The 21,134-nt window shown below is 40.0% G+C and carries 20 protein-coding genes, 2 tRNA genes, 1 pseudogene and 1 other annotated feature; of the genes and pseudogenes, 17 read left to right on the forward strand and 6 right to left on the reverse strand.

Translation table 11 applies throughout. The annotated features are described in order from the left end of the window. Positions 1-875 precede the first annotated feature (875 nt). Positions 876-1,820, reverse strand: coding sequence for a glycosyltransferase family 2 protein (locus V7K42_RS06395; protein ID WP_334914578.1), 945 nt, complete (start codon positions 1,818-1,820; stop codon positions 876-878). Positions 1,821-1,979: 159 nt separating this feature from the next. Between V7K42_RS06395 and rplS the strand changes: the two genes are divergently transcribed. The 9 genes from rplS to V7K42_RS06440 all read left to right on the forward strand — a co-directional run bounded on the left by rplS (position 1,980) and on the right by V7K42_RS06440 (position 7,889). Continuing rightward, on the forward strand, positions 1,980-2,342 hold the full coding sequence (rplS, locus tag V7K42_RS06400; protein ID WP_012412089.1) for a 50S ribosomal protein L19: 363 nt from the start codon (positions 1,980-1,982) through the stop codon (positions 2,340-2,342). A 146-nt stretch (positions 2,343-2,488) separates the two neighbouring features. After that, positions 2,489-2,561: transfer RNA gene (locus tag V7K42_RS06405), tRNA-Trp, on the forward strand. Positions 2,562-2,821: 260 nt separating this feature from the next. After that, positions 2,822-3,043: a preprotein translocase subunit SecE gene (secE, locus tag V7K42_RS06410; protein ID WP_094331819.1), complete on the forward strand. Its 222-nt coding sequence runs from the start codon at positions 2,822-2,824 to the stop codon at positions 3,041-3,043. Further along, entirely contained in the window at positions 3,043-3,684 is a 642-nt protein-coding gene (nusG, locus tag V7K42_RS06415; RefSeq protein ID WP_094331820.1) for a transcription termination/antitermination protein NusG, read from the forward strand. The genes secE and nusG overlap by 1 nt, the downstream gene beginning before the upstream one ends. Before the next feature lie 6 nt (positions 3,685-3,690). After that, positions 3,691-4,116: a 50S ribosomal protein L11 gene (gene rplK / locus V7K42_RS06420; RefSeq protein ID WP_094331821.1), complete on the forward strand. Its 426-nt coding sequence runs from the start codon at positions 3,691-3,693 to the stop codon at positions 4,114-4,116. Positions 4,117-4,210: 94 nt separating this feature from the next. Further along, positions 4,211-4,924, forward strand: a complete 714-nt coding sequence (rplA, locus tag V7K42_RS06425; protein ID WP_334914581.1) for a 50S ribosomal protein L1 — start codon at positions 4,211-4,213, stop codon at positions 4,922-4,924. A gap of 63 nt (positions 4,925-4,987) precedes the next feature. After that, positions 4,988-5,156, forward strand: a sequence feature (ribosomal protein L10 leader region). A 62-nt stretch (positions 5,157-5,218) separates the two neighbouring features. Next, positions 5,219-5,833 carry a 50S ribosomal protein L10 gene (gene rplJ, locus V7K42_RS06430; protein ID WP_334914583.1) on the forward strand — a complete coding sequence of 205 codons (615 nt, stop codon included), beginning with the start codon at positions 5,219-5,221 and terminating at the stop codon, positions 5,831-5,833. Between the two features lie 93 nt (positions 5,834-5,926). After that, a complete protein-coding gene (gene rplL / locus V7K42_RS06435; protein ID WP_334914585.1) occupies positions 5,927-6,316 on the forward strand; it encodes a 50S ribosomal protein L7/L12 in 390 nt (129 codons plus the stop codon). 397 nt (positions 6,317-6,713) lie between these two features. Further along, a complete protein-coding gene (locus tag V7K42_RS06440; protein ID WP_334914587.1) occupies positions 6,714-7,889 on the forward strand; it encodes a sulfate ABC transporter substrate-binding protein in 1,176 nt (391 codons plus the stop codon). 113 nt (positions 7,890-8,002) lie between these two features. Here V7K42_RS06440 and V7K42_RS06445 read toward each other — a convergent pair whose 3' ends face one another. From V7K42_RS06445 to V7K42_RS06455, 3 genes are all read right to left on the reverse strand, one after another. Next, complete coding sequence (locus V7K42_RS06445) at positions 8,003-9,409, reverse strand: lysophospholipid acyltransferase family protein (protein WP_334914589.1); 1,407 nt, start codon at positions 9,407-9,409, stop codon at positions 8,003-8,005. A gap of 110 nt (positions 9,410-9,519) precedes the next feature. Further along, on the reverse strand, positions 9,520-9,966 hold the full coding sequence (locus V7K42_RS06450) for a DUF2127 domain-containing protein (RefSeq protein ID WP_334914591.1): 447 nt from the start codon (positions 9,964-9,966) through the stop codon (positions 9,520-9,522). 292 nt (positions 9,967-10,258) lie between these two features. Then, positions 10,259-10,331: transfer RNA gene (locus tag V7K42_RS06455), tRNA-Ala, on the reverse strand. A 71-nt stretch (positions 10,332-10,402) separates the two neighbouring features. Between V7K42_RS06455 and trhO the strand changes: the two genes are divergently transcribed. Beyond that, positions 10,403-11,326 (forward strand): oxygen-dependent tRNA uridine(34) hydroxylase TrhO, encoded by a 924-nt coding sequence (trhO, locus tag V7K42_RS06460; RefSeq protein WP_334914593.1) that lies wholly within the window; start codon positions 10,403-10,405, stop codon positions 11,324-11,326. Positions 11,327-11,414: 88 nt separating this feature from the next. On the opposite strand, the gene V7K42_RS06465 is transcribed toward trhO, so the two are convergent. Together V7K42_RS06465 and V7K42_RS06470 are read right to left on the reverse strand one after the other, a co-directional pair. Further along, the gene (locus tag V7K42_RS06465; RefSeq protein WP_334914596.1) at positions 11,415-12,914 is read right to left on the reverse strand and encodes a hybrid sensor histidine kinase/response regulator; all 1,500 of its coding nucleotides are present in this window, start codon (positions 12,912-12,914) and stop codon (positions 11,415-11,417) included. 7 nt (positions 12,915-12,921) lie between these two features. Then, complete coding sequence (locus V7K42_RS06470; RefSeq protein ID WP_334914598.1) at positions 12,922-15,720, reverse strand: PAS domain S-box protein; 2,799 nt, start codon at positions 15,718-15,720, stop codon at positions 12,922-12,924. Between the two features lie 571 nt (positions 15,721-16,291). Between V7K42_RS06470 and V7K42_RS06475 the strand changes: the two genes are divergently transcribed. The 7 genes and pseudogenes from V7K42_RS06475 to V7K42_RS06505 all read left to right on the forward strand — a co-directional run. After that, the gene (locus V7K42_RS06475) at positions 16,292-16,492 is read left to right on the forward strand and encodes a hypothetical protein (protein WP_334914600.1); all 201 of its coding nucleotides are present in this window, start codon (positions 16,292-16,294) and stop codon (positions 16,490-16,492) included. A gap of 450 nt (positions 16,493-16,942) precedes the next feature. After that, positions 16,943-17,272 (forward strand): hypothetical protein, encoded by a 330-nt coding sequence (locus tag V7K42_RS06480; protein ID WP_094331831.1) that lies wholly within the window; start codon positions 16,943-16,945, stop codon positions 17,270-17,272. Positions 17,273-17,325: 53 nt separating this feature from the next. Next, on the forward strand, positions 17,326-17,874 hold the full coding sequence (locus V7K42_RS06485; RefSeq protein WP_334914602.1) for a GIY-YIG nuclease family protein: 549 nt from the start codon (positions 17,326-17,328) through the stop codon (positions 17,872-17,874). A gap of 53 nt (positions 17,875-17,927) precedes the next feature. Then, entirely contained in the window at positions 17,928-19,388 is a 1,461-nt protein-coding gene (locus V7K42_RS06490) for a protein kinase domain-containing protein (protein WP_334914604.1), read from the forward strand. Between the two features lie 791 nt (positions 19,389-20,179). Further along, a complete protein-coding gene (locus V7K42_RS06495; protein ID WP_334914606.1) occupies positions 20,180-20,539 on the forward strand; it encodes a Mo-dependent nitrogenase C-terminal domain-containing protein in 360 nt (119 codons plus the stop codon). A gap of 22 nt (positions 20,540-20,561) precedes the next feature. Then, on the forward strand, positions 20,562-20,834 hold the full coding sequence (locus V7K42_RS06500; protein WP_334713516.1) for a cupin domain-containing protein: 273 nt from the start codon (positions 20,562-20,564) through the stop codon (positions 20,832-20,834). A 166-nt stretch (positions 20,835-21,000) separates the two neighbouring features. After that, a pseudogene (locus V7K42_RS06505) lies at positions 21,001-21,087 on the forward strand (four-helix bundle copper-binding protein); the annotation flags it as partial. Positions 21,088-21,134 lie beyond the last annotated feature (47 nt).

Consider the following 21,134-nt stretch of genomic DNA (forward strand, 5'->3'; position numbering starts at 1 on the left):
AATCACTTGTCTAGACTGAGTTTTACACGATTTTGACCACTGCAAACACCACGCTTGACAATTTCCCCTTTTCCTTAACTTGTCACCAATGGTTTCTAGTTATACATTCACAAATTAGATGTCGCCGTTCATAAATTAGTGTCATGGTTCACACATTAATGTTGCTCTTTCACTAATTGGTGTCGGTGCTTATTCTAGATAACCCTTCACAAATTAATGTCGCAATATTAGAGACTTATTGACTGTGTATGGTTACTGGTAAACATTAGACTTACATAATAGAAGACATAAGCTGAGTTAAGGCGTTTAGCATAGATTTGCTAATGCTTATTTAAGTTGTCTTTTTTTCTAGAGGGGCAAAGTTTGCTAGACAAGTAGTTTGTAAAAAGTAGGCGCACAGGCGACACACCACCCGCTACGAATGAAAGAAACTTTGAATAGGCGACCTATTAGTAAATACATTTATAAATATCACAAGATATATTTTGACAACGGCGAATTTTTAACAGCAGTTGTACCACTCCTTTAATAGTTCTCACACATCGCAGATTGTTATGCTCATTCCACATGGGTTTGCTGCGACTGGGACAATTCTGTTGCACGCATTCTAGTACTTTAGATGATGTCCCTTTTGGTTGAGGACTTTTTCTTGCCATTGATACACAAAATATTCTGTGCGTTCCCTAATTTACTTGAATATCTGACCTTCTCTAGCAAGCTTTGCGGTTCTAGAAAAAAATGAGCGAACCGGGAGTTATTAACTATAACTTCATGGAATTTATAAGAGCCTCCATCCACTTCTGAAAGCTCTAAATATGTTTTTTCTTTAGGTATAACGTTCTCTCATAATCAAACGATGGTCAAAGCTTAAAAAGCTAGGACTCAATCAATACAAGTTTACGAACCTGAGAATTGTTTCCCTGAGAACGACGTGATGAGGCAGCAGCTAGCAAAAACTTCCAAGACCGAGGAGAAAGTATAGAAGGATCTATCATTGAAAGAAAACTCTTAAGATTTTTTTGCTTCAGTGCTACTAAAATCCAATGGAGTTTGAGGTAATTTTTTATATCTTGAAATACAGGAATCTTTGAGCGATGTTGGTCATTTACCAAAGTGTAAATTTTTTCTTTCATCAGAATATTTGTCGCCAACCGCCGAGACAAAGAAAACTTTTGATTATATGCACCAGGCCAAATAGTGCGGTAAGCAAGACACTGATTAAAGAAAATAGCATCGCCAAACTGAGCAATCCGAATCCACGAATCGATGTCATCACAGTTAGCATCCAGTGTGGAATCCCAACCACCAGTTTGCAGGAAAGCATCACGTCGGCAAGCTACTTGTACAGGTGTGCCAAAGGGTACAAGCTCTAAGAGCATACCGTAATGAATATCGGCTTGTGGGATATAAAAAGCTAAACCGGGGCCAACTTGTGGAGTGCGACTGAGTTCAACTTCATTACCATCCACCTGAGCCGCCACACAAGAGCAGATTACAGCATCAGGACGAAGTGCGATCGCCTTAGCCATCTCTTCTATGCAGTTAGGCGCTAAATAGTCGTCATCATCTAAAAACTTAATCCAGTCGCCGCTAGCTTTCGCAACTCCAGCATTTACCGTTGCTGCATGACCAAGGTTTACTTCGTTTCGATGGTAAACTACCTTATTCCCTAAGCTTTTGAGATATGTTTGGGTATCATCAGAAGAACAGTCATCGGCAACAACCACCTCACACTCAATTGTTTGGTTCCGAGCCGACTCAACTGCTCTTTGCAGCAAGTTCAAGCGATTATAGGTACTGATGATGACGCTAAATTTCATAAATTGACACCTGTGGTACAGTATTTTGCAATATAGCTTTGATCTACTAAGTCTTGTCTCAGTAAAATTATCAATCTCCAATAAGTAGAAGTAGACTGAAATAGGATTATCGATTTATGATTGATGATCGTGAGTTTTTTTTAAGCAGACAGAAAGACTATGAGCGCTCAAGAGATTATCCGCTCCATTGAAGCGGAACAGTTAAAATCTAATTTGCCTGACATTTATGTGGGCGATACCGTAAAAGTAGGAGTGAAAATTAAAGAAGGCGAAAAATACCGGGTACAACCCTACGAGGGAGTAGTGATTGCCAAACGCAATGGTGGCATCAATGAAACTATTACAGTCCGTAAGGTTTTTCAAGGTGTAGGCGTTGAGCGCGTATTTCTGTTGCATTCTCCCCGGATTGACAGCATTAAGGTGTTACGTCGCGGTAAGGTACGCCGTGCTAAACTGTACTATCTCCGCGATCGCGTAGGTAAGGCAACCCGGATTAAGCAACGGTTTGACCGCCCTTTGTAATTCGTGTTTCTTTCATTATGGGAGAAATCTCAAGCGGCATCTGCCGCTGACTTGTTTTATCGACGAAATTGAAGTATGATATAAATCGCGTGTTGCGTTAAACTAAAATTTAGTTCAGCGCAATGACTGAATCAAAAACAGCTTGTGCGCTCTTAGTTCAGTTGGTAGAACGCAGGTCTCCAAAACCTGATGTCGGGGGTTCAAGTCCTCCAGGGCGCGCTCAAGAGCAAAAAACAAAGCCCGAAATAATTACGCAGTTGTTATATTAACAGCTAGCGATAATAATTTCGGGTAAACTTATTGTATTTGCAGTTGTTTTGCTTTCAGTTAACTAAGTAAAATAGAGTCGAAACTGCAAAACAGGATGACCGAATTTTAGATTTCTTCTCAATCCAAAATCTGAAATTGAGTACCTTTGCTGAAAGCACGGGATAAATCTAAAATCCAAAATTGACTAAGAAACCGGGGGATAAACGGTCGTGGCTAAAAAAAGTGAAGCAGAATTGCCAGAAACTACAAATGGGTTTAGCTTAGGCAACTTCATCCAGGGAACCAAAGAAGAACTTGACAAAGTAGTTTGGCCCAGTCGGAAACAGATAGTGAGCGAATCCGCCGCTGTGTTGTTGATGGTGGCGCTCTCGGCATCTTTGATATACTTGGTCGATGGATTGTTTGGTTGGGCAGCAAAACAGGTGTTCTGATGACTTTTGCAACAGACGAACCTCGCAACTCCACGTTGCAGTCGGAGGAAACAGGAGAAACAGCAGAAGCAGCGTCAAAAGAAGCACGCTGGTATGCTGTGCAAGTAGCTTCAGGCTGTGAAAAGCGTGTAAAGACTAACTTGGAGCAACGCATTCAAACTTTTGATGTAGCTGACAAAATTATCCAAGTAGAAATTCCGCAAACGCCAGCGGTGAAAATCCGCAAAGATGGCAGTCGCCAGCATACAGAAGAAAAAGTTTTTCCTGGCTATGTGCTGGTGCGGATGATGATGGATGATGATACCTGGCAGGTGGTACGAAACACCTCTCATGTAATTAACTTTGTTGGTTCAGAGCAAAAACGTGGTAGCAGCAAGGGTCGCGGTCATGTCCACCCCATACCACTGAGTGCTTCAGAAGTTGAACGTATATTCAAACAAACCAGCGAACAGGAAGCTGTTGTCAAAATTGACATGGCTACTGGTGATAAGATAATGGTGCTTTCTGGGCCATTTAAAGACTTTGAAGGCGAGGTAATTGAAGTGTCTCCAGAACGGAGTAAACTTAAAGCCTTGCTCTCAATTTTCGGCAGGGATACACCAGTAGAATTGGAATTTAATCAGGTAGAGAAACAGAGTTAAATACAAATGGCGAAGAAAGTAGTGGCGGTCATTAAACTGGCCCTAAATGCTGGAAAAGCCAACCCAGCACCACCAGTTGGGCCCGCCTTGGGTCAACATGGTGTTAACATCATGATGTTCTGCAAAGAGTACAACGCTAAAACAGCAGACCAAGCTGGAATGGTGATACCTGTAGAAATTTCGGTTTTTGAAGACCGGAGTTTTACCTTTGTACTCAAAACGCCACCAGCATCAGTGCTGATTCGGAAGGCGGCGAAGGTTGAAAAAGGCTCGAATGAACCCAACAAAAAGAAGGTTGGGTCAATTTCTAAAGCACAATTGCAAGAAATAGCCCAAACCAAACTCCCCGACCTCAATGCCAACGACATCGACGCGGCAATGAAGATTGTGGCAGGAACGGCTAAGAATATGGGTATAACAGTCACGGATTAGTCATTGATAACTGACGAAAGACAAAGGACAAAGGACAAATAACTAAAAATTATCGGGGGAGAGGCGAAGCTTCGGAATTACCCCAGGAGAAAAAATGGTAAAAATATCGCGTCGTTTGCAGACGCTACAAGCAAAAGTAGAAGATAAGGATTATCATCCTTTAGAGGCTTTAGCCCTTCTTAAAGACACAGCAACAGCTAAATTTGTTGAAGCTGCCGAAGCACATATCCGGTTGGGAATTGACCCCAAGTATACAGACCAACAGTTGCGGACAACGGTAGCACTGCCTAAAGGTACAGGGCAAATCGTGCGGGTGGCGGTGATAGCCAGAGGCGAAAAGGTAAACGAAGCGAGCAACGCTGGTGCTGATATAGTTGGTTCAGAAGAATTGATTGACGAAATCCAAAAAGGTAGAATGGATTTTGACAAACTAATTGCCACACCCGATGTGATGCCACAGGTGGCAAAGCTGGGTAAATTGCTTGGGCCGCGTGGTTTGATGCCATCGCCCAAGGGTGGAACCGTAACATTTGATATCGGAAGTGCGATCGCAGAATTCAAAGCTGGTAAACTAGAATTCCGAGCTGACAGAACTGGTATTGTCCATGTTATGTTTGGTAAGACAACCTTCTCGCCTGAAGATTTATTAGTCAACCTGAAGGCATTGCAGGAGACGATTGACCGTAACCGTCCTTCAGGAGCTAAAGGTCGTTATTGGCGGACATTTTATGTGTCAGCCACAATGGGGCCATCAATTAAAATTGATGTCACCGCCCTACGAGATTTAAAACTGAGCGAAGCTGGTTAATTTTTAGTCATTAGTTATTAGTCATTGGTCATTTGTAAAAGCAAAGGACAGAAGACAAATGACAAAATTGAATAGGCAAAGCCGGAGACAGCAGGTGCTAATAGCTTAAATATCCTGCCGAGGTTAAAACTCTAATTGTCAAAATTACCACCCCGAAAGGCGTGATAAGTATGGCATCACGAGTCTTAATACTCAACCCCGGCTAAATTAGTCGGGGTTTGTTGTTTGGGTTCACGTTTAGAAGAAAGCTACAAGTAGGGCAATCACCGATTGTTTTAAGGAGGTGAGATTGGAATGGGTAGAACACTAGAAAATAAAAAAGAGATAGTAGCTGACCTCAAAGAAACTTTGAGTAATTCAACTCTGGCACTGGTAATTGACTATCAGGGGCTAACGGTTTCTGAAATCACAGACTTACGGCGGCGGCTACGTCCTAGTGGCACCGTTTGTAAGGTGACAAAGAACACCCTAATGGGCATTGCCATTGAAGGTAATGAAAAATGGCAGCCTTTGTCAGAATTGCTCAATGGTTCTTCCGCTTTTTTGCTGGTAAAAGATGATTTTTCATCGGCAATTAAGGCATACCAAGAATTCCAAAAAGTCACCAAGAAGACAGAACTTCGCGGTGGTGTCCTGGAAGGTCGCCTACTGAAAGAACCTGATGTCAAGGTACTGGGAGACTTGCCATCTAAGGAACAACTCATCGCGCAAATCGCTGGGGCTATCAATTCCTTGGCTACCAAGATTGCTGTGGGTATCAACGAAGTTCCTGGTTCACTGGCTCGTGCTTTGCAGGCTGTGGCCGACCAAGAGCAAAGTGGTGGTAGCACTGAAACTGCTGCTGTCCAAGATAGCAGTGCCGAAACCGCAACTGTTGCTGATAGCAGCACCGAACCGGCTGCTGAATAGACTTCGTGGTTCATCAGTCAAGAGTCAAAAGTCTATAGTTACAGACCAATGGCCCATGACAAATAAATAATCAAAATTAGAGGAGTTATATCCATGTCTGCTGCAACCGATAACATTTTAGAACAACTAAAAGGACTGTCTTTGCTGGAAGCTTCTGAGTTAGTCAAGCAAATTGAAGAAGCTTTTGGCGTAAGTGCTGCTGCACCCGTTGGCGTAGCGTTTGCAGGCCCTACTGGTGGCCCTGCTCCTGCTGAAGAAGCTGTTGAGCAAACTGAGTTTGAAGTAATTCTTGATTCAGTCCCAGCTGATAAGAAGATTGCCGTGCTGAAGATTGTTCGGGAATTGACCGGTTTGGGTCTGAAAGAAGCGAAAGACTTGGTAGAAGCTGCGCCCAAGGCAGTTAAAGAAGGTATTGCTAAGGATGCTGCTGAAGATGCTAAGAAGCGCATCGAAGAAGCTGGCGGTAAGGTGACTATCAAGTAGTCGCAATCCTATTAAGCAGTCGCGCATTTAATTTGCACAACTAGGGCGGGTAAGATGCCCACCCCACAAGAGATTCATTTTTTTGAGGATGCAAATTAAAAGATTTTTAGCTTACTAGTTTTTATTGAGGAGCCTGAGTCAGGCTCCTTTTTTTCATATCAAGCTATAACAGTACTTTGGTTCTAATCAGCGTAAATTTTATTTTCGAGCTTTGCATTTAGAGTCCCCCATTTTGAAGGGGATTAGGGGGATTCTCCTGGAGAAAACATCACTAACCCAAGCGGATTAGTTTAAATTTAGGTTAATAAAAAATTATTTATCCTTAACCAATGTTTTATAATGCCCCTTAACAACAGCATCTTGCTCAAGATACCGCAGATTAACAGGGGAAAATTTGATGAACCAATGGCAACGTACTCCTAAGTTGGGGAAATATCTAACTAAATTAGTTGGCACTTATATCGTAAAAGCTTTACAGCCAATAATACTGTGGTGCATACAACCAATACGAAGTTGGTTGTATAGGTATTCTTCGTGGGTCGTTGGATCTCTATTTTTGGTCGGAGTTAGTTTGAGTGTCTTAATGGCTGCGTGTTCTTCAGGTAATGTTGATAACACTAGTAATGCTGATGCAACTTCCCCACGTGATGTAACCCTAACATTTGTTTCTTACTCGGTTACTAACGCAGCATACCAGCAGATCATTCCTAAATTTATCGAGCAGTGGAAGAAAGAACATAATCAAAACATCACTTTCAATCAAAGCTATGATGGCTCAGGTTCGCAGACTATTGCTGTAATTGACGGTAAGGAAGCTGACGTAGTACACCTGTCACTTGCACTGGACATTAATAAACTTGTTGAGGCAGGTTTTATTCAACCGGGTTGGGAAAAAGAAGCGCCTAACAATGCAATTGTTACCAAATCTCTAGATGCGATCGCTATTCGTGAAGGTAATCCTAAAAATATCAAAAGGTGGGCAGATTTGGCGCGAGATGGTGTAAATGTGGTTACACCTGACCCCAGAACCTCTGGCGGTGCTCGCTGGAATTTCCTTAGTCTTTGGGGTTCTGTGACAAAAACTGGCGGAAATGAAAATCAAGCAATAGACTTTATCTCCAAGGTATATAAGAATGCACCTTTGTTGCCTAAAACTGCTCGCAATGCCAGTGAACTGTTCTTCAACGATAATAAAGGTGATGTGTTGCTCAACTACGAAAACGAGATGATTTTGCTAGCAAAAAATGGCAAAAAAATCTCATACGTTGTGCCCGATGTAAATATCTCCATCGACAATCCTGTTGCTGTTGTAGATAAAAATGTAGATAAACATGGGACTCGCGCAATTGCTGAAGCATTTGTTAAATTTATTTATACCCCTGACTCACAACGAGAGTTTACTAAATTAGGATTTCGTCCCGTTGACTTAACTGTTACAAAAGAAACGGAAGGCAATTTTCCCAAAATTAAAACTATCTTCAAAGCTGAAGATTTAGGAGGATGGAACAAGATTCAGCAGAAATTCTTTGATGAAGGTGCAATCTTTGACAAAATTCGAGCTAAAAAGTCTTAGAAGTTTAGACATGCAATAAAATCCTTGTTTGTAGTGAGCGATGAATGGCTCATGCAAGGCTTATCAGGACTAAAGTCCTCACTACAAACTTAAATTGATTTACGTCTGGCTACTTAGCTAATCATCTTCTCTAAAGCGATTTGCAAATCTTTTGTCAAATCGCTCACACCTTTTCTAGATGCTTGGCGATCGCCCTGAGAATTTGACCAACGTTCTGTAACTGAAATTGGCTCTCCCACAGTAATTTGTGCTTGTCGCAAACCTAAGCGGGGTCGTCCTGGGAGTGTTGTATCCTGAATTCTAGAAAGCATATCGAATACAAGTAAAGCTGTTTCTGCAAAGCGTTCCGCCGTTGGTTGTTCTTGAATATAAGTCGCTGTGACTGCAACAAAACTTTCCACCATCCGCATGTGCCGCATTCGCAAGTCTGCTTCCTCTGCAATCCAGTCTGCCAAACCACGCTTAAATGGTGGTAAAGCATTAATATCTGGCAAATCTTCCCGATAAATGTAATTCCAGCCAGCCTCTTCTAAGCGGCGACATCGGTCAATAAAATTACCCTGTGCCTGAACTCCAAAATACTGCTCGGTAACTTGTAAAGCTTTATCCAGTAAGCAATGAAGTCGGTTAATCAACACCTGATTAGGACTAGCAGATTCATCAGTGGAAATGGTTTTTGGAATGTCTTGATGATAGAAGCGATGATAAAACTCTTCCATCTCGGTAATGAGATATTCAGCTAACCTACAGAGGCGTTGATAATAAATCTCTTGTTTATCGCCCGAATCAATTTCCTTAACTCCCAAACCGCTATCAGCTTCTAACTTACTTAAGAGCCAATCCAGTTTAGACCAAGGTGGTTCAACGTAGCGATACTGGATGGCGATCGGCACAATCATCACAGTCTCAGTCCGGTTGGCTTTTTGCAAGTCTTCTGCACACCAGAACCCCATTTGAGCAACACCAGGTTCCAGCGGGCTAACAATGCCACTATGACCATTAGTACCTCCTTCGGGTGCGACTGCGATCGGTACTTTCCCATTAGCAAACAACTCTCGTGCTGTTTGAATAGCTTGCCGATCTAGTCGCCTTCCGCGATGAACCGGCACACCCCCCAGCCGGGAAAACAACCAACCTAGCCAATTTCCAGCCCAAACCGTCATCCCGCGATCGTAGAGAAAATAGCTATGAACAAGCGATCGCAGGGTAATACCTTTCTGACGAGCTACCCGTGGCACAATGTGAGAAAGCAAATACAACATACAGAGGGGATCTTCCACCTCTGGGTGACGAAATGCCAACAAAAAGCGAATTTTTCCAGCTTGGAATTGTTGATAAAGTTCAGCTAATACCTCAATATTCTTGGCTTCAACGCTGACAATACCAGCTGGTAGCCAAGGGCGAGTGCGAAATCGTAGTGCGATCGGCAATAACCACCGAACAATCTGGAGTATTGGCAGATTAAGGCGTTGGGGAATAAATTTCAGTGGTGGTTGAGTAGAGTGAATCGTTTTAGGCAAGTCGCTCTCCAGATTGTATTTCTAGCGATTGTAAAACTTGGGGTCTTGGTTTGGCGTTAGATATTGCTCAGTTGTTACTTTTAACAATAGACCATATAACAGAATAAAAGTTATTTTTTATGTTTGGGAAAATTGCGGAATAGATACACAAAGACTGCTACATTTAACAAAAAAACTAATGTCTTAAGAGGAGATATTCCCTTAATCAATTCATAAATTTCTGGTGGAATGCTGATACCGACAAGTACCAATACTAAAATATGTGCCCAACGTTTTTCATACCACAAACCAACAGCTTCAATACCAGTTACAATAGCATATATTCCTGCGCCAATGCCGCTAAATGCCAGAGTTCTGGGATTTAAGTTGATAACTTTTTGTAAAACCCAATCAATGATTATCGATTTACCTTCTAAAACATAATCGTCTGAAAAAGCCTCTAAATTTTGATAATTTTTTAACGTCAATAATAAAGCGATCGAAGTAACCATAAGCAGCAAGGCGGTAAATGATTTGTAGAGAACAATTGCCACTAACCCCAATGGACGCTTTTCCAAACAACCCCCTAAGTATATATAAGTCAAATTTTGATTAGCTGGCTCTTAATGATGCCAACTAAGATGCCTATTGTAGCAGTACTTTATCGGACTATCTTGGCCCAAAAATTTATCTAACTAAGTACGACTTTGAATATTAGGGCAATTGGATGCAACACCAACTTATCTATCCCTTGACTCATTCCCTAGCGTATGCTATTACCCATTCTCTACTACAGAATGGGGTTTTGATTTAGGTGTGTTTGCTTTGGGATATTCCCAGCGATCGCACATTTATCAAAATCATATCCAATGGAGGTTAGCGGACTCGAACCGCTGACATCCTGCTTGCAAAGCAGGCGCTCTACCAACTGAGCTAAACCCCCATAAAATTAAAATAGTCGGTAACTTTGGTTGCCGTTGCTATTGTAACTTATATTGTTCCATTACTAAAGGGATGAAGCCAGAAAATATCCAAGTTGTCGCAGCATTGTATAAATTCGTCAAGCTGCCAGATTTTGCCGATAAACGAGATCCTCTACTATCTTACTGCCAAGCGCAAGGTGTCAAGGGGACAATTTTGTTGGCACAAGAAGGTATTAACGGTACAATTGCGGGTTCGCGTCAGGCGATTGAATCTGTTCTCTGGTTTCTGCGTTCTGACCCCCGTTTAGCAGACCTAGAGTCTAAAGAGTCCTATGCCGAAACCCCGCCCTTTGAGCGGATGAAGGTGCGGTTGAAGCCAGAAATTGTCACTTTGGGATTGCCTGAAATAGATCCAAATGAGCAAGTTGGCACTTATGTCAGTCCCCAGGAATGGAATGATTTGATTAGCGATCCTGAAGTAACTGTGATTGACACTCGCAATGATTATGAGGTGAATATCGGTACTTTTCAAGGGGCAGAAAACCCTCAAACTGGCTCATTTCGAGAATTTCCCGATTATGTGCTACGCCACCTCGACCCAACTAAACATAAAAAAGTTGCTCTGTTTTGTACTGGTGGCATTCGCTGTGAAAAAGCTTCATCCTTCATGCTTGCCCAAGGCTTTCCAGAGGTCTATCATCTCAAGGGCGGCATTCTCAAGTATTTGGAAGAAGTTCCAGCAGAGAAAAGTTTATGGGAAGGAGAATGTTTTGTCTTTGACGAGCGGGTAGCCGTTAGTCATGGTCTGGAGAAAGGGAGTTCTGATCGGTGCTTCAGTTGTGGGTATGCGATTTCTGAGGAAGATAAGGCATCTGACAAGTACGAGGAAGGTATCTCCTGTGCCTATTGTTTTGATAGCCTCACCGAAGATAAAAGAGTGCGTCAACATGAAAAATGGCGGCACTACCAAACCCAAGTTGCTAATTCTAAAAATCGGGATGTTAGTAACCTATAACTACTTTTCATAACCGAGATCAAAAAAGTTTACTCCTCAAAATTTGAGGTTTTTGAGGAGTAAACTTTGGGGTTTTCCAGCTAGATTTTTATAATTCAGAATTTAAGGGCAAAATTACAGTAAATGTCGTGCCGACTCCAACTTGACTTGTGACGCTGATTTGGCCCTTGTGAGCATCAACGCACCTTTTAACGATTACTAACCCCAATCCAGTACCCTGAATTGATTGGACATTTGAGGCTCGATAGAATGATTCAAAAAGTCGAGCTTGGTCTGGTTCAGGAATTCCTAGACCTCGATCTTGAACAGAAAAAATTGCTACTTCCTCAATGGAATCGCATATTAAATCAAGCTGAATCTTGCCACCTCTTGGAGAATATTTAACCGCGTTTGAGAGGAGATTACCGAACATATAATGTAAGAGTCCTTCATCCATTACAGCGTCGGTACGAGCGCTATGACAGGTAAAAACAATTTCATACACCTTATTTTCAACAATAGAAAAATCTTTGATTAACTCTCGACAAAATTCTTCTAAATTAAGAGGAGCAGGGTTATATACAAGTTTTTCGGACTCTGCTCGACCCATAAATAGAACTTCTTCCATGAGCTTTTCTAAAGATTGCACAGCACCTTGAATTCGTTTTAAATAAATACCTCTTTTTGCATCTGTCAAATTTACTCCTTGCATTTCTATCAGTTCTACTGCCGTTTGAATCACAGTTAGGGGATTACGGAACTCATGAGATACAGTAGAGATAAATAAGGACTTAAGACGGTTAAGTTCTTGCTCCTTTTCCAATGCTTGCTCTAGCAATTTTGTTTGCTGTCGTTCGCTAAGATCCCAGAAAACAACTACTACACCATTTATTTGGTCAGGTCGTCCCTTAAGTGGGGAAGCACTATCGCCAATTAGAACTCTTTTTCCATCTTTCCTAATCAGATATGTGAATTCTTCTAAATAAACAACCTGTTGTTCCCGCAGCACTTTTGTGATTGGGTTTTCTAATATAGTATCTGTAACTTCATTGACAAGATGAAAAATCTTCGTCGCCTCATTTCCTAAAGCATCTTTTTGCTGCCAGCCAGTCAATGCCTCAGCTGCGGGATTTATGAATGTTACTTTTCCGTGCTCATTTGTAGCGATTACAGCATCACTCATCGAGTTTAAAAGGGTTGCTAACCGATCTCGATTCTCCCGTAACTCACGCTCTAACTGGTGTTGTAAAAGGCCGATTTCGATCGCTATTCTTAAATCTTTTGTCGTAAATGGTTTAACGATGTATCCAAAAGGTTGAGTAATTTTGGCTCTTTCTAAAGTATGATCGTCACCATAAGCTGTTAAAAATATTACAGGTACATCTAACTGCTCACGAATCTGGCTAGCGGTAGCAATACCATCCATCTCACCTTTAAGAATAATATCCATTAATACTAATTCTGGTTGAGTTTCCGATGCCTTGGCAATGGCAACTTTTCCCGACGAAGCTGTTCCCGTAACAATATAACCTAGTTGACTTAGTTGGCTAGCAATAGTTCTAGCCACAATCACTTCATCTTCAACAACTAAAATCCTAGCTTGACCCATTTGATATTTACTGATGCAAAGTTAACTGCGTAAATTGGATTTTGAATACTGTTCCACGATTGCGTTCTAGAGTAATATCGCCTTCTAATTGTTCTGTAACCAAGTCATATACTAACGACAGACCCAAAGAATCAGTATTTGTCCAATCTAAATTATCTGGTAAACCAATCCCATTGTCTCTAATCGTCATCTCGATGTTATTGCCAATATTACGTAAAGCAATACTTATTTTTCCTGCTTGTTGATTAGGGAAAGCGTGTTTGAGGGCATTAGAGATTAATTCGTTGATAACCAGTCCACAGGCAATAGCTTGGTCAACATTCAAACTCACCGAATCTATATCAGTTTCTATAACGATTTTTTCCGGCCATATTTGATAGGAAATGAGCAAACTTGCTGCTAAATTATGGATATAGTCACATACATCAATTTGTCCGATATTCGCAGAAATATACAAATTTTTATGAATTAGAGATATTGACTCAATTCGGTTTTGGCTTTCTCGAAGAACTTTGATTACTTCAGGATCTTTGAGAGTTTGAGACTGGAGTTGTAAGAGACTGGAGACAATTTGCAAATTATTTTTAACTCGATGATGAACTTCTTTTAACAGAACTTCTTTTTCAGCTAAGGCGTGTCTTAACTTTACTTCAGCTTTTTGTCTTTGAACAAGTTCAGTTTGAGCTTGCTCAAAGATGCTAGATTGTTGAATTGCGATCGCTAATTGGACTGTAAGTTGATCGAGCAAATCTAATTGATTTTCTTCCCACTCCCGGAAACTAGAGCATTGGTGAGCAATCAGTAAACCCCAAAGATGAGAGCCAGGGTTTTTAGAACTCACTTCTAGTAAAATGGGCACGACTAAATTCGCTTTGACTTCAAACTGTTCTAACAAGCGAATATGGCAATCAGTTAGTCCAGCTTCATAAATATTAGCGATCGCTCTTTTACGTCCCTGATAATACTCCACTCCTGCGCCTGTTTGAAAACACGAATCATGAATCTGTACGCCCAAAGAAACTGTCCATCCAGGTTCTACCGACTCCGCCATAATTGTGCCGATCATCTCTGAATCAAACTGATAAACTACTACTCGATCAACCCCAAGTAAGTCTCGCACTTCTTGAACTGTTGCATTTAAAATATCTTGGAGATTTAGAGATTGACGAATCCGTTGAGCAACCGTTCGCATCAATTGTTCGCGTTCGGCTTGAGCTTTTAGAGCCAGTTCAGTTCGCTTCCGTTCTGTGATATCTTGTCCAATACCAATAATTTGACCATTTGAAAGTTTAACATTAGTCCAAGATGTATCTAGTAAATCACCATCCCGAACCTGAATTTTAAAGTCACCCCAATTGCGTTGTGCAGACTGCATAAAATTAATCACATACTGTCGATATTCAGCATTAGGATATAAGGCTTCCAGCACATCGCTAGTTTGAAAGTCGTTAAATTTCCAGCCCAAAACACTTTCCCATTCTTGGTTTACCCATTGGAGTTTGCCATTAGCATCAATGAGTGCAATCATCAACGGGATACTTTCAAAAATTTTCCGCAAAAACTCATTTTGTTCTTGAAGTTTTGTTTCTACATTTTTGCGGTTTGTAATATCATAAAATACTGTTAAAATTGCTGTTTCACTATTGAATTTCAAATATTGGAAGGAAGCGATCGCCCAGAAATCAGTTCCGTCTGCCCTCTTCAATTTAAGTTCATAATCTTGAAGAGAATCATTTTGATTAAGAGCTTCTAACATGGCTTCTAAATCGGCTGAATTATGGTATAAATCTAAATTTTTGCGATTCACCAAATCTTCAGATGAAAATCGAAATGTTTGCATTAACTCCGAATTAGCATATAAAATCAAACCGTCAGATAGACGCGAAATAATTAATGGAATAGGAATTGCTTCAGAAATAACTCTAAATCTCGCTTCACTTTCTTGAAGGGTTCTTTCTATACGTTTATATTTTGTAATGTCTCGGATATTAACCAACCGAGCATGGTAACTGGCATAGTTTATTGCATGTGTGACAATTTCAACATCAATAATCTGTCCGTCTTTTCGCCGATGTTGCCATTGTCCAGCAAAATGTAAGCTAGTGTGCTTTCGTCTTAAATATTCTCTGAAAATAGGCACATCTTCTGGAGTGCGAATATCAGTTATTCGCATTTGTAAAAACTCTTCTCGTGAGTAACCGTAGTGGACAACAGCAGCTTCATTTACATCTAAAAATTGCAGGGTATTCTGCTTATATACCCACATTGGATTAGGATTTTTAGAGAAAAGAAGATTAAAACTTCTTTGGCTATCATCAATTAATTTTTGTCTATGTAATTCTAAATACCTGATTGTTTGTCGAGCTAGCTGTTGTAAAACTACTTCTTCTTTAACAGTCAAGTTTCGCGGTGCAAAATCAATTACACAAAGACTACCCAATGCAAAACCGCTTGAGCTAATTAAGGGAACTCCCGCATAAAAGCGGAAATTAGGATTGGATATTACAAGAGGATTTGTCGCCAATCGTTCATCTTGCAAAGCATCCGGGATGATTAATATTTTACTTTGCAAGATAGTATAACTACCAAAAGAAATACTTCGAGGAATTTCCGATGTTGTTACTCCAATTTTTGACTTGAACCATTCCCGTTCTGTATCAACTAGGCTAATCAGAGCGATTGGTGTTTCACAAAGGTTAGCAGCTAATTGAGCAAGCTCATCAAAAATTTCTTCTGGTGGCGTATCTAAAATTTGATACTGGTTAAGTACTTCTAGCCTTTGACCTTCATTTTCAGGAAGTAGCATTATTGATTGTGTGAAAAATGTTTGTAAAATATCAGATTTTATTTGCTTTAATCTCAAAATAAAATTAATTTTTCTAAAATTTACGAAATTAAAATCAGATTTTTCCTAATAAGATATGATGATTTATTTTTGGGAAATGCCTTTTACTCCATAACATTGTTAAGATATTTATTTTTTTTCAGAATAATTTACTCTATGTGAATAGGTACTTGAGGTTGCTTAAAAGTGGGTTTAAAAAAATGTTATATTCCCTATCAGTATTTTTATCAAACTCTTGGCAGTTTTTGCAACATCCAAAATCGACATATGAACCATTTCCTGTCAACTATCAATAAAGCAATTTCAAAAGCATCTTGGACATCAAGCCCTTTCCAAGTTGTACTTTAACGATAGCAAGAGTTCTAAGGTTAACAAATTCTACATTTATGGATTTTTGTCAGCATACATAAGTAGTACTAAATAATACTTTCGATAGAGGGGCGAATCAGCAATAACTAGATTCCAGATAGATACACTCACATCACTAATTTCTTTAAAATGATCTCAAGAATAAATGATTAGGAATGTAGTCATGGCTGAACAAGAAAAACAAAAATCTGATAATCAAGAAGGTACGCCTACTGCTTCTGGTGGCTACCAAACCCCCATAGAGGAAGGTATCCGCAAAACTGGCGATGCTGAAAAGAGTGATGCTAAACCCAGTGCTACACCAGAAGCACCAGGAGAGGATTCTGTAGCAGGTAGCCCCAATCAAGGAACCGAGTCACGTTAGATTGGTTTGGACTTTCCCAAGTTTTAATAGTCTAGTTGGGTTGTTTCTACTAACGCGCATTTAGTAAAATTTGAGTGGACAGTTGTGGTTTATATCGCGATTGTCCACTCATTTTTATTGTGTGAGAATCGTTTTCAGGGAGGATGAAGGCTGATGTGGTAAAGTGCGTAGGCGTAGCCCACCAGAGGTATCACTTTCGTTTTATGGCATTTTGTAGTAATTATACAGCTAATTATTTTATTATAAATTTGATATTTATATTTCTAAGTATAATATCTGAAGTTTATCAGCACAGCCTTGCATAAAAATATCTATCCCTGAAATCTGCTAAACTTCATGATTCTTAATAATTTAGCTTCCTCTTGTGGCTGACAGAAGTCCCACAATCCCATAGGCTGATCTTAAAGTGGTAATTTTTCACTTAGTCGTTAATAACTACCTATACAGATAATGCCCCTGAAAATCGTCCAGAACTTTGATAGCAGTTTTACTCTTGAAACACAAGCTCAAGAAACTCTATTCAATTTATTGACAAGCGTTGCTTTCTTAAATCAAATTAGTCAACAGTTGCAATGCGAGCAAGTTAAATTTACTGAATTACTTTTCCAACCAGTTCCTTACAGCTTAACTACCACTAAAGGAATGCCAGCCGAGTTTGAAAAATATCATGAATCTGATGAGTATGCCATCATCAATGTACCGCCAAATTTCATGTTTAGTGCTAAGATTTTTAAACCAAGTCGCCTTTGTGCAATTTACCAAAAAATTGGTAATAGTTAATTTTGAAGATAATTTTTTCCTAATAGGCAAATAGTAAGTTTGATATTTTATATATGGCTCTTGAAACTAATCTTTCTTCTTTAGCAACCTTGGAATATATTCCTTACATTGACGATCGCGGGCAATTACCCGAACAATTTCAGAGTAAAATTGGGGTATATGCTATCTTTGATCCAGAAAAAGTGCTGCAATTTGTAGGCTATTCTCGTGATGTTTATCTCAGCCTGAAACAGCATTTAGTCCGTCAGCCACAGCATTGCTATTGGGTCAAGGTTCAAACTATTGAACGTCCTAGTCGCACAATTTTAGAAAATACTGAAAATGCTTGGATTGCTGAAAATGGCGGTATGCCTTGGGGAAATGGAGATAACAAGGAAAAATGGACGCATCCCATTGATGTAAAAGTTATCATGACACCCGAAGAACAGGCGAAATATCAAAATCCAGCGAATGATGAATTAGCACAAATAAAAATTCTTAAAAATGTGGCGCGGAGAGTAGAAGCAGAAATTTCAACACAATTGCTAGAAGTGCGGGGTTTGCAAATGCAAATTCGCTTTAATCCTAAATTGAAAGAAGAAGGTTTGCTAGATTTGAAATGAAGGTTGTTTTGGGGAAAACTAACTATAGACATGAATATCGCTTATAATCTCCCATGACAATACAGCTGCTGAACGATCGCTATCAAGTTATCCGCACACTGGGCGCTGGTGGGTTTGGTGAAACCTATCTAGCAGAGGATACCTATATGCCCTCAAAGCGCCGTTGTGTGGTTAAACAGCTAAGACCGATTCACAACAATCCTCAAATTTACCAGTTAGTGCAAGAGAGGTTTCAACGCGAAGCAGCAATTTTGGAACAACTCGGCGGCGCATCTGACCAAATTCCAGCATTGTATGCCTACTTCTCCTCTGGCGGACAATTTTACTTAGTTCAGGAGTGGATTGAAGGCGATACCCTAACTGGAAAAATTCAAAAGCAAGGGCTATTTAGTGAAAGCGCTGTCCAGGAATTATTTATGAATTTGTTACCCGTCCTGGATTACGTTCACTCTAAGCATATCGTTCACCGCGATATTAAGCCGGATAACATCATTGTGCGTAAGCAAGATGGTAAACCAATACTAATTGATTTTGGCGCTATCCGCGAATCAATGGGAACAGTGGTGAATTCTCAAGGCAATCCTACCAGTTCCATTGTGATTGGGACACCTGGCTATATGCCGAGCGAACAAGCCGCAGGGAGACCAGTATATTCGAGTGATTTATACAGTTTAGGAATGACGGTAATTTATTTGCTGACTGGTAAACAGGCGCAACAACTAGAAACCGATTCCCAAACGGGTGAAATTGTCTGGCGACAGTATGCGAGTCATGTTAGTCCAATCATTGCAGGAGTAATCGATAGAGCGATCGCATATCATCCGCGCGATCGCTACCCCACAGCCAGAGCAATGTTGGATACTTTGCAGAACATAGCAAATCCCATTCCAGCGACGCAACCCCTCTTGACTCAACCCACTTTAGTCTCTGCACCACCACCTCAGACAGTACCTGCTAAACCACAGCCTAGCGCTCAAAGTAATAGTCAGAATAATATCCTTATCGGCAGTTTAATCGCAGGTGGGTTGATTGGTGCATCTGTGATTATTAGTCAAGTCTTAACAAAACCTACTCAATCTACAACAGATAAAACAGTATTACCTTCAGAAACACCGTCAGCGATCGCAAGCCCCGTAATAGAAACCCCGATTATACCAACTACCCCATCTGTTCCTACTCAATCTACACCTTCCCCAGCTACATCAATATCGCCAGTAGCTACCACGACCGTCAACAATTATTTCTGGCTTTCCCAAAGACTTGTAACTGATGCAGATTTGGAGGGTAAAGACGGTTTTGAACTAGATATTATGCGAAATTCGATTTTTGCTAGTCACGGTCGTCGTTTTGAGACTCCTGGATTGCAAGATTACTTTGACAAGCAACCTTGGTATAAGCCTATATATCCAGCAAAATCATTTCCGGCTAATTCGCTGAAAAAATTAGAGCAACAGAATGTAGATTATATCGACAAATATCAAAATCGTTCCGGCTTGAGATATTTTAAGAAATAAGCTTTTGATTATTATACCATTTTATAAAATACCTGATATATTAGCAGGGGCGTACTTCTGTATGCTGATATCAATATAAGCCCCAAAAAGAGAATTCACGACTACACAAACTCTCGTCTGCTTCAGAAGACTAAGAGAAAATCAAGGTTTTAAAATCTGCCTGTGTGGGTTTTGTTTGTGTGGATGCAGTTTCTAACTGCCTTTTTGTTAAGTTGACACCATTAAGTGCTGTACGTCCTTACACCTACTGCAAATATTCTTGTAAATGCTATAAGTCGTAAGTGGATTAACTTGGACTTATCAAACAATTTCTTGCTACTTATTAGATAATATCTAGGTTAGCTAGTGTAACAGATTGCACAGACTATTATATTTTGTATGGTCTAAAATCGCTATATATTGCAGGCTAATCCTAGCGAAGTCTATATGGAGTCAGAACTAGACTGTTTTCTTATCCTCGAAAATCCATCTCTAAATACTAGTCAGTTTCATAACCAGGTATTTATATGTAATATATAAATTTGCTATTTACGTGATTAGCAATCCATAAGTTAAAGAAATGCCATTTTTATATTTTCTTTGTTATTTTGTATTTAACGGGACAGTTCTTCCTGATTTGGTGGGTTTAAATAACAATTAGTTAAACCATTTACCTCCAAAGGTGCATGTAAATTCTTTGAGTTGAGCTTATTTTGTTTCTTTCCTTACAAACAAGCAAAATGCAAATTGACTAGAGAAATTAGATGGTAATACTCCCAATCGGCAAATAGTTCATCTACACAAGGAAAACCATGCTTAAAACAAAGAATCGGCGCATTTTTCTATCTGCTTTTATTCCACCTTTAGGACAAAATCATCAAGCGGATAGTGAAAGCCAATTAGCTCAACCTAAATTAGATTTATTGCAACCCTTACGTCAATGGCTAGACACAATTGAGATTCAGAATCGGAAATTAGCCAAATTTATTGCTAAACTGATTCCCGCTCAGTGTCCATTCGAGCGTGATATCATGCTTTTTGGTCGCAAAGTAGCTCACATTCCACCAATGTGCAAGCTAAATCCGCTTTATAACGAACTTGTGTACTTACGTTTTCGCGCTTTGTGTTATCTAGTAGATCAGTGTGGAGAAGATATTCAATCTTACTGCTGAACATAACTAGAAAAAACACAATATGGAAATTAAAATTGAGCATCAACCCAAACAAGAACGCCTCAATGAATTGGGTGTCTATAAATGGGAAGTTTGGAAAAAGGAAGTCTCAAAATTCCCTTGGACTTATGATTCTCAAGAAACTTGTTACTTTTTGGAAGGTAATGTAGTTGTTACTCCTGATGGTGGACAGCCAGTACAAATGGGTAAAGGTGATTTGGTGATTTTTCCCTCTGGTATGTCCTGCATCTGGGAAATCACAAGCGACGTGAAAAAACATTATTACTTTGATTAGCCAATAGATAAAAGCTATCCCCATTAATTGACACGTTTGTTATTGGTTTGTTTGGTTAAGATACCTACCAAAATAGCGCTCATCTTTTTGACGAGTTTGATTGAAAATATAGCTTTCCGCCACAGGAAAAGAAATATACAGCACTTTCCAATCTAAATAAATTACGAGCGATGACGCAAAAATGATGGAATGTGCTGCCGCTTGCCGTAAGTGTGCAGAGTCTTGCAGAAGTATGCAGATGATGCCCGCATAATTCCACGACAATCTAGCAGAAGTTTCTCTGCAACCTAATATTCAAGC

Origin of the sequence: Nostoc sp. (genome assembly GCF_036917455.1) — a bacterium.
In the GTDB taxonomy this organism is placed as follows: Bacteria; Cyanobacteriota; Cyanobacteriia; order Cyanobacteriales; family Nostocaceae; genus Nostoc.

Bases quoted from the DNA above. Each gene is read 5' to 3' on its own strand.
- nusG (WP_094331820.1), top strand. From the start codon at position 3,043: ATGACTTTTGCAACAGACGAACCTCGCAACTCCACGTTGCAGTCGGAG.
- V7K42_RS06495 (WP_334914606.1), top strand. From the start codon at position 20,180: ATGCTTAAAACAAAGAATCGGCGCATTTTTCTATCTGCTTTTATTCCA.
- V7K42_RS06395 (WP_334914578.1), bottom strand. From the start codon at position 1,820: ATGAAATTTAGCGTCATCATCAGTACCTATAATCGCTTGAACTTGCTG.
- V7K42_RS06485 (WP_334914602.1), top strand. From the start codon at position 17,326: ATGGCTCTTGAAACTAATCTTTCTTCTTTAGCAACCTTGGAATATATT.
- V7K42_RS06470 (WP_334914598.1), bottom strand. From the start codon at position 15,720: ATGCTACTTCCTGAAAATGAAGGTCAAAGGCTAGAAGTACTTAACCAG.
- rplJ (WP_334914583.1), top strand. From the start codon at position 5,219: ATGGGTAGAACACTAGAAAATAAAAAAGAGATAGTAGCTGACCTCAAA.
- rplA (WP_334914581.1), top strand. From the start codon at position 4,211: ATGGTAAAAATATCGCGTCGTTTGCAGACGCTACAAGCAAAAGTAGAA.
- trhO (WP_334914593.1), top strand. From the start codon at position 10,403: ATGAAGCCAGAAAATATCCAAGTTGTCGCAGCATTGTATAAATTCGTC.
- rplS (WP_012412089.1), top strand. From the start codon at position 1,980: ATGAGCGCTCAAGAGATTATCCGCTCCATTGAAGCGGAACAGTTAAAA.
- rplL (WP_334914585.1), top strand. From the start codon at position 5,927: ATGTCTGCTGCAACCGATAACATTTTAGAACAACTAAAAGGACTGTCT.
- V7K42_RS06465 (WP_334914596.1), bottom strand. From the start codon at position 12,914: ATGGGTCAAGCTAGGATTTTAGTTGTTGAAGATGAAGTGATTGTGGCT.
- V7K42_RS06500 (WP_334713516.1), top strand. From the start codon at position 20,562: ATGGAAATTAAAATTGAGCATCAACCCAAACAAGAACGCCTCAATGAA.
- V7K42_RS06440 (WP_334914587.1), top strand. From the start codon at position 6,714: ATGAACCAATGGCAACGTACTCCTAAGTTGGGGAAATATCTAACTAAA.
- V7K42_RS06490 (WP_334914604.1), top strand. From the start codon at position 17,928: ATGACAATACAGCTGCTGAACGATCGCTATCAAGTTATCCGCACACTG.
- V7K42_RS06480 (WP_094331831.1), top strand. From the start codon at position 16,943: ATGCCCCTGAAAATCGTCCAGAACTTTGATAGCAGTTTTACTCTTGAA.
- rplK (WP_094331821.1), top strand. From the start codon at position 3,691: ATGGCGAAGAAAGTAGTGGCGGTCATTAAACTGGCCCTAAATGCTGGA.
- V7K42_RS06475 (WP_334914600.1), top strand. From the start codon at position 16,292: ATGGCTGAACAAGAAAAACAAAAATCTGATAATCAAGAAGGTACGCCT.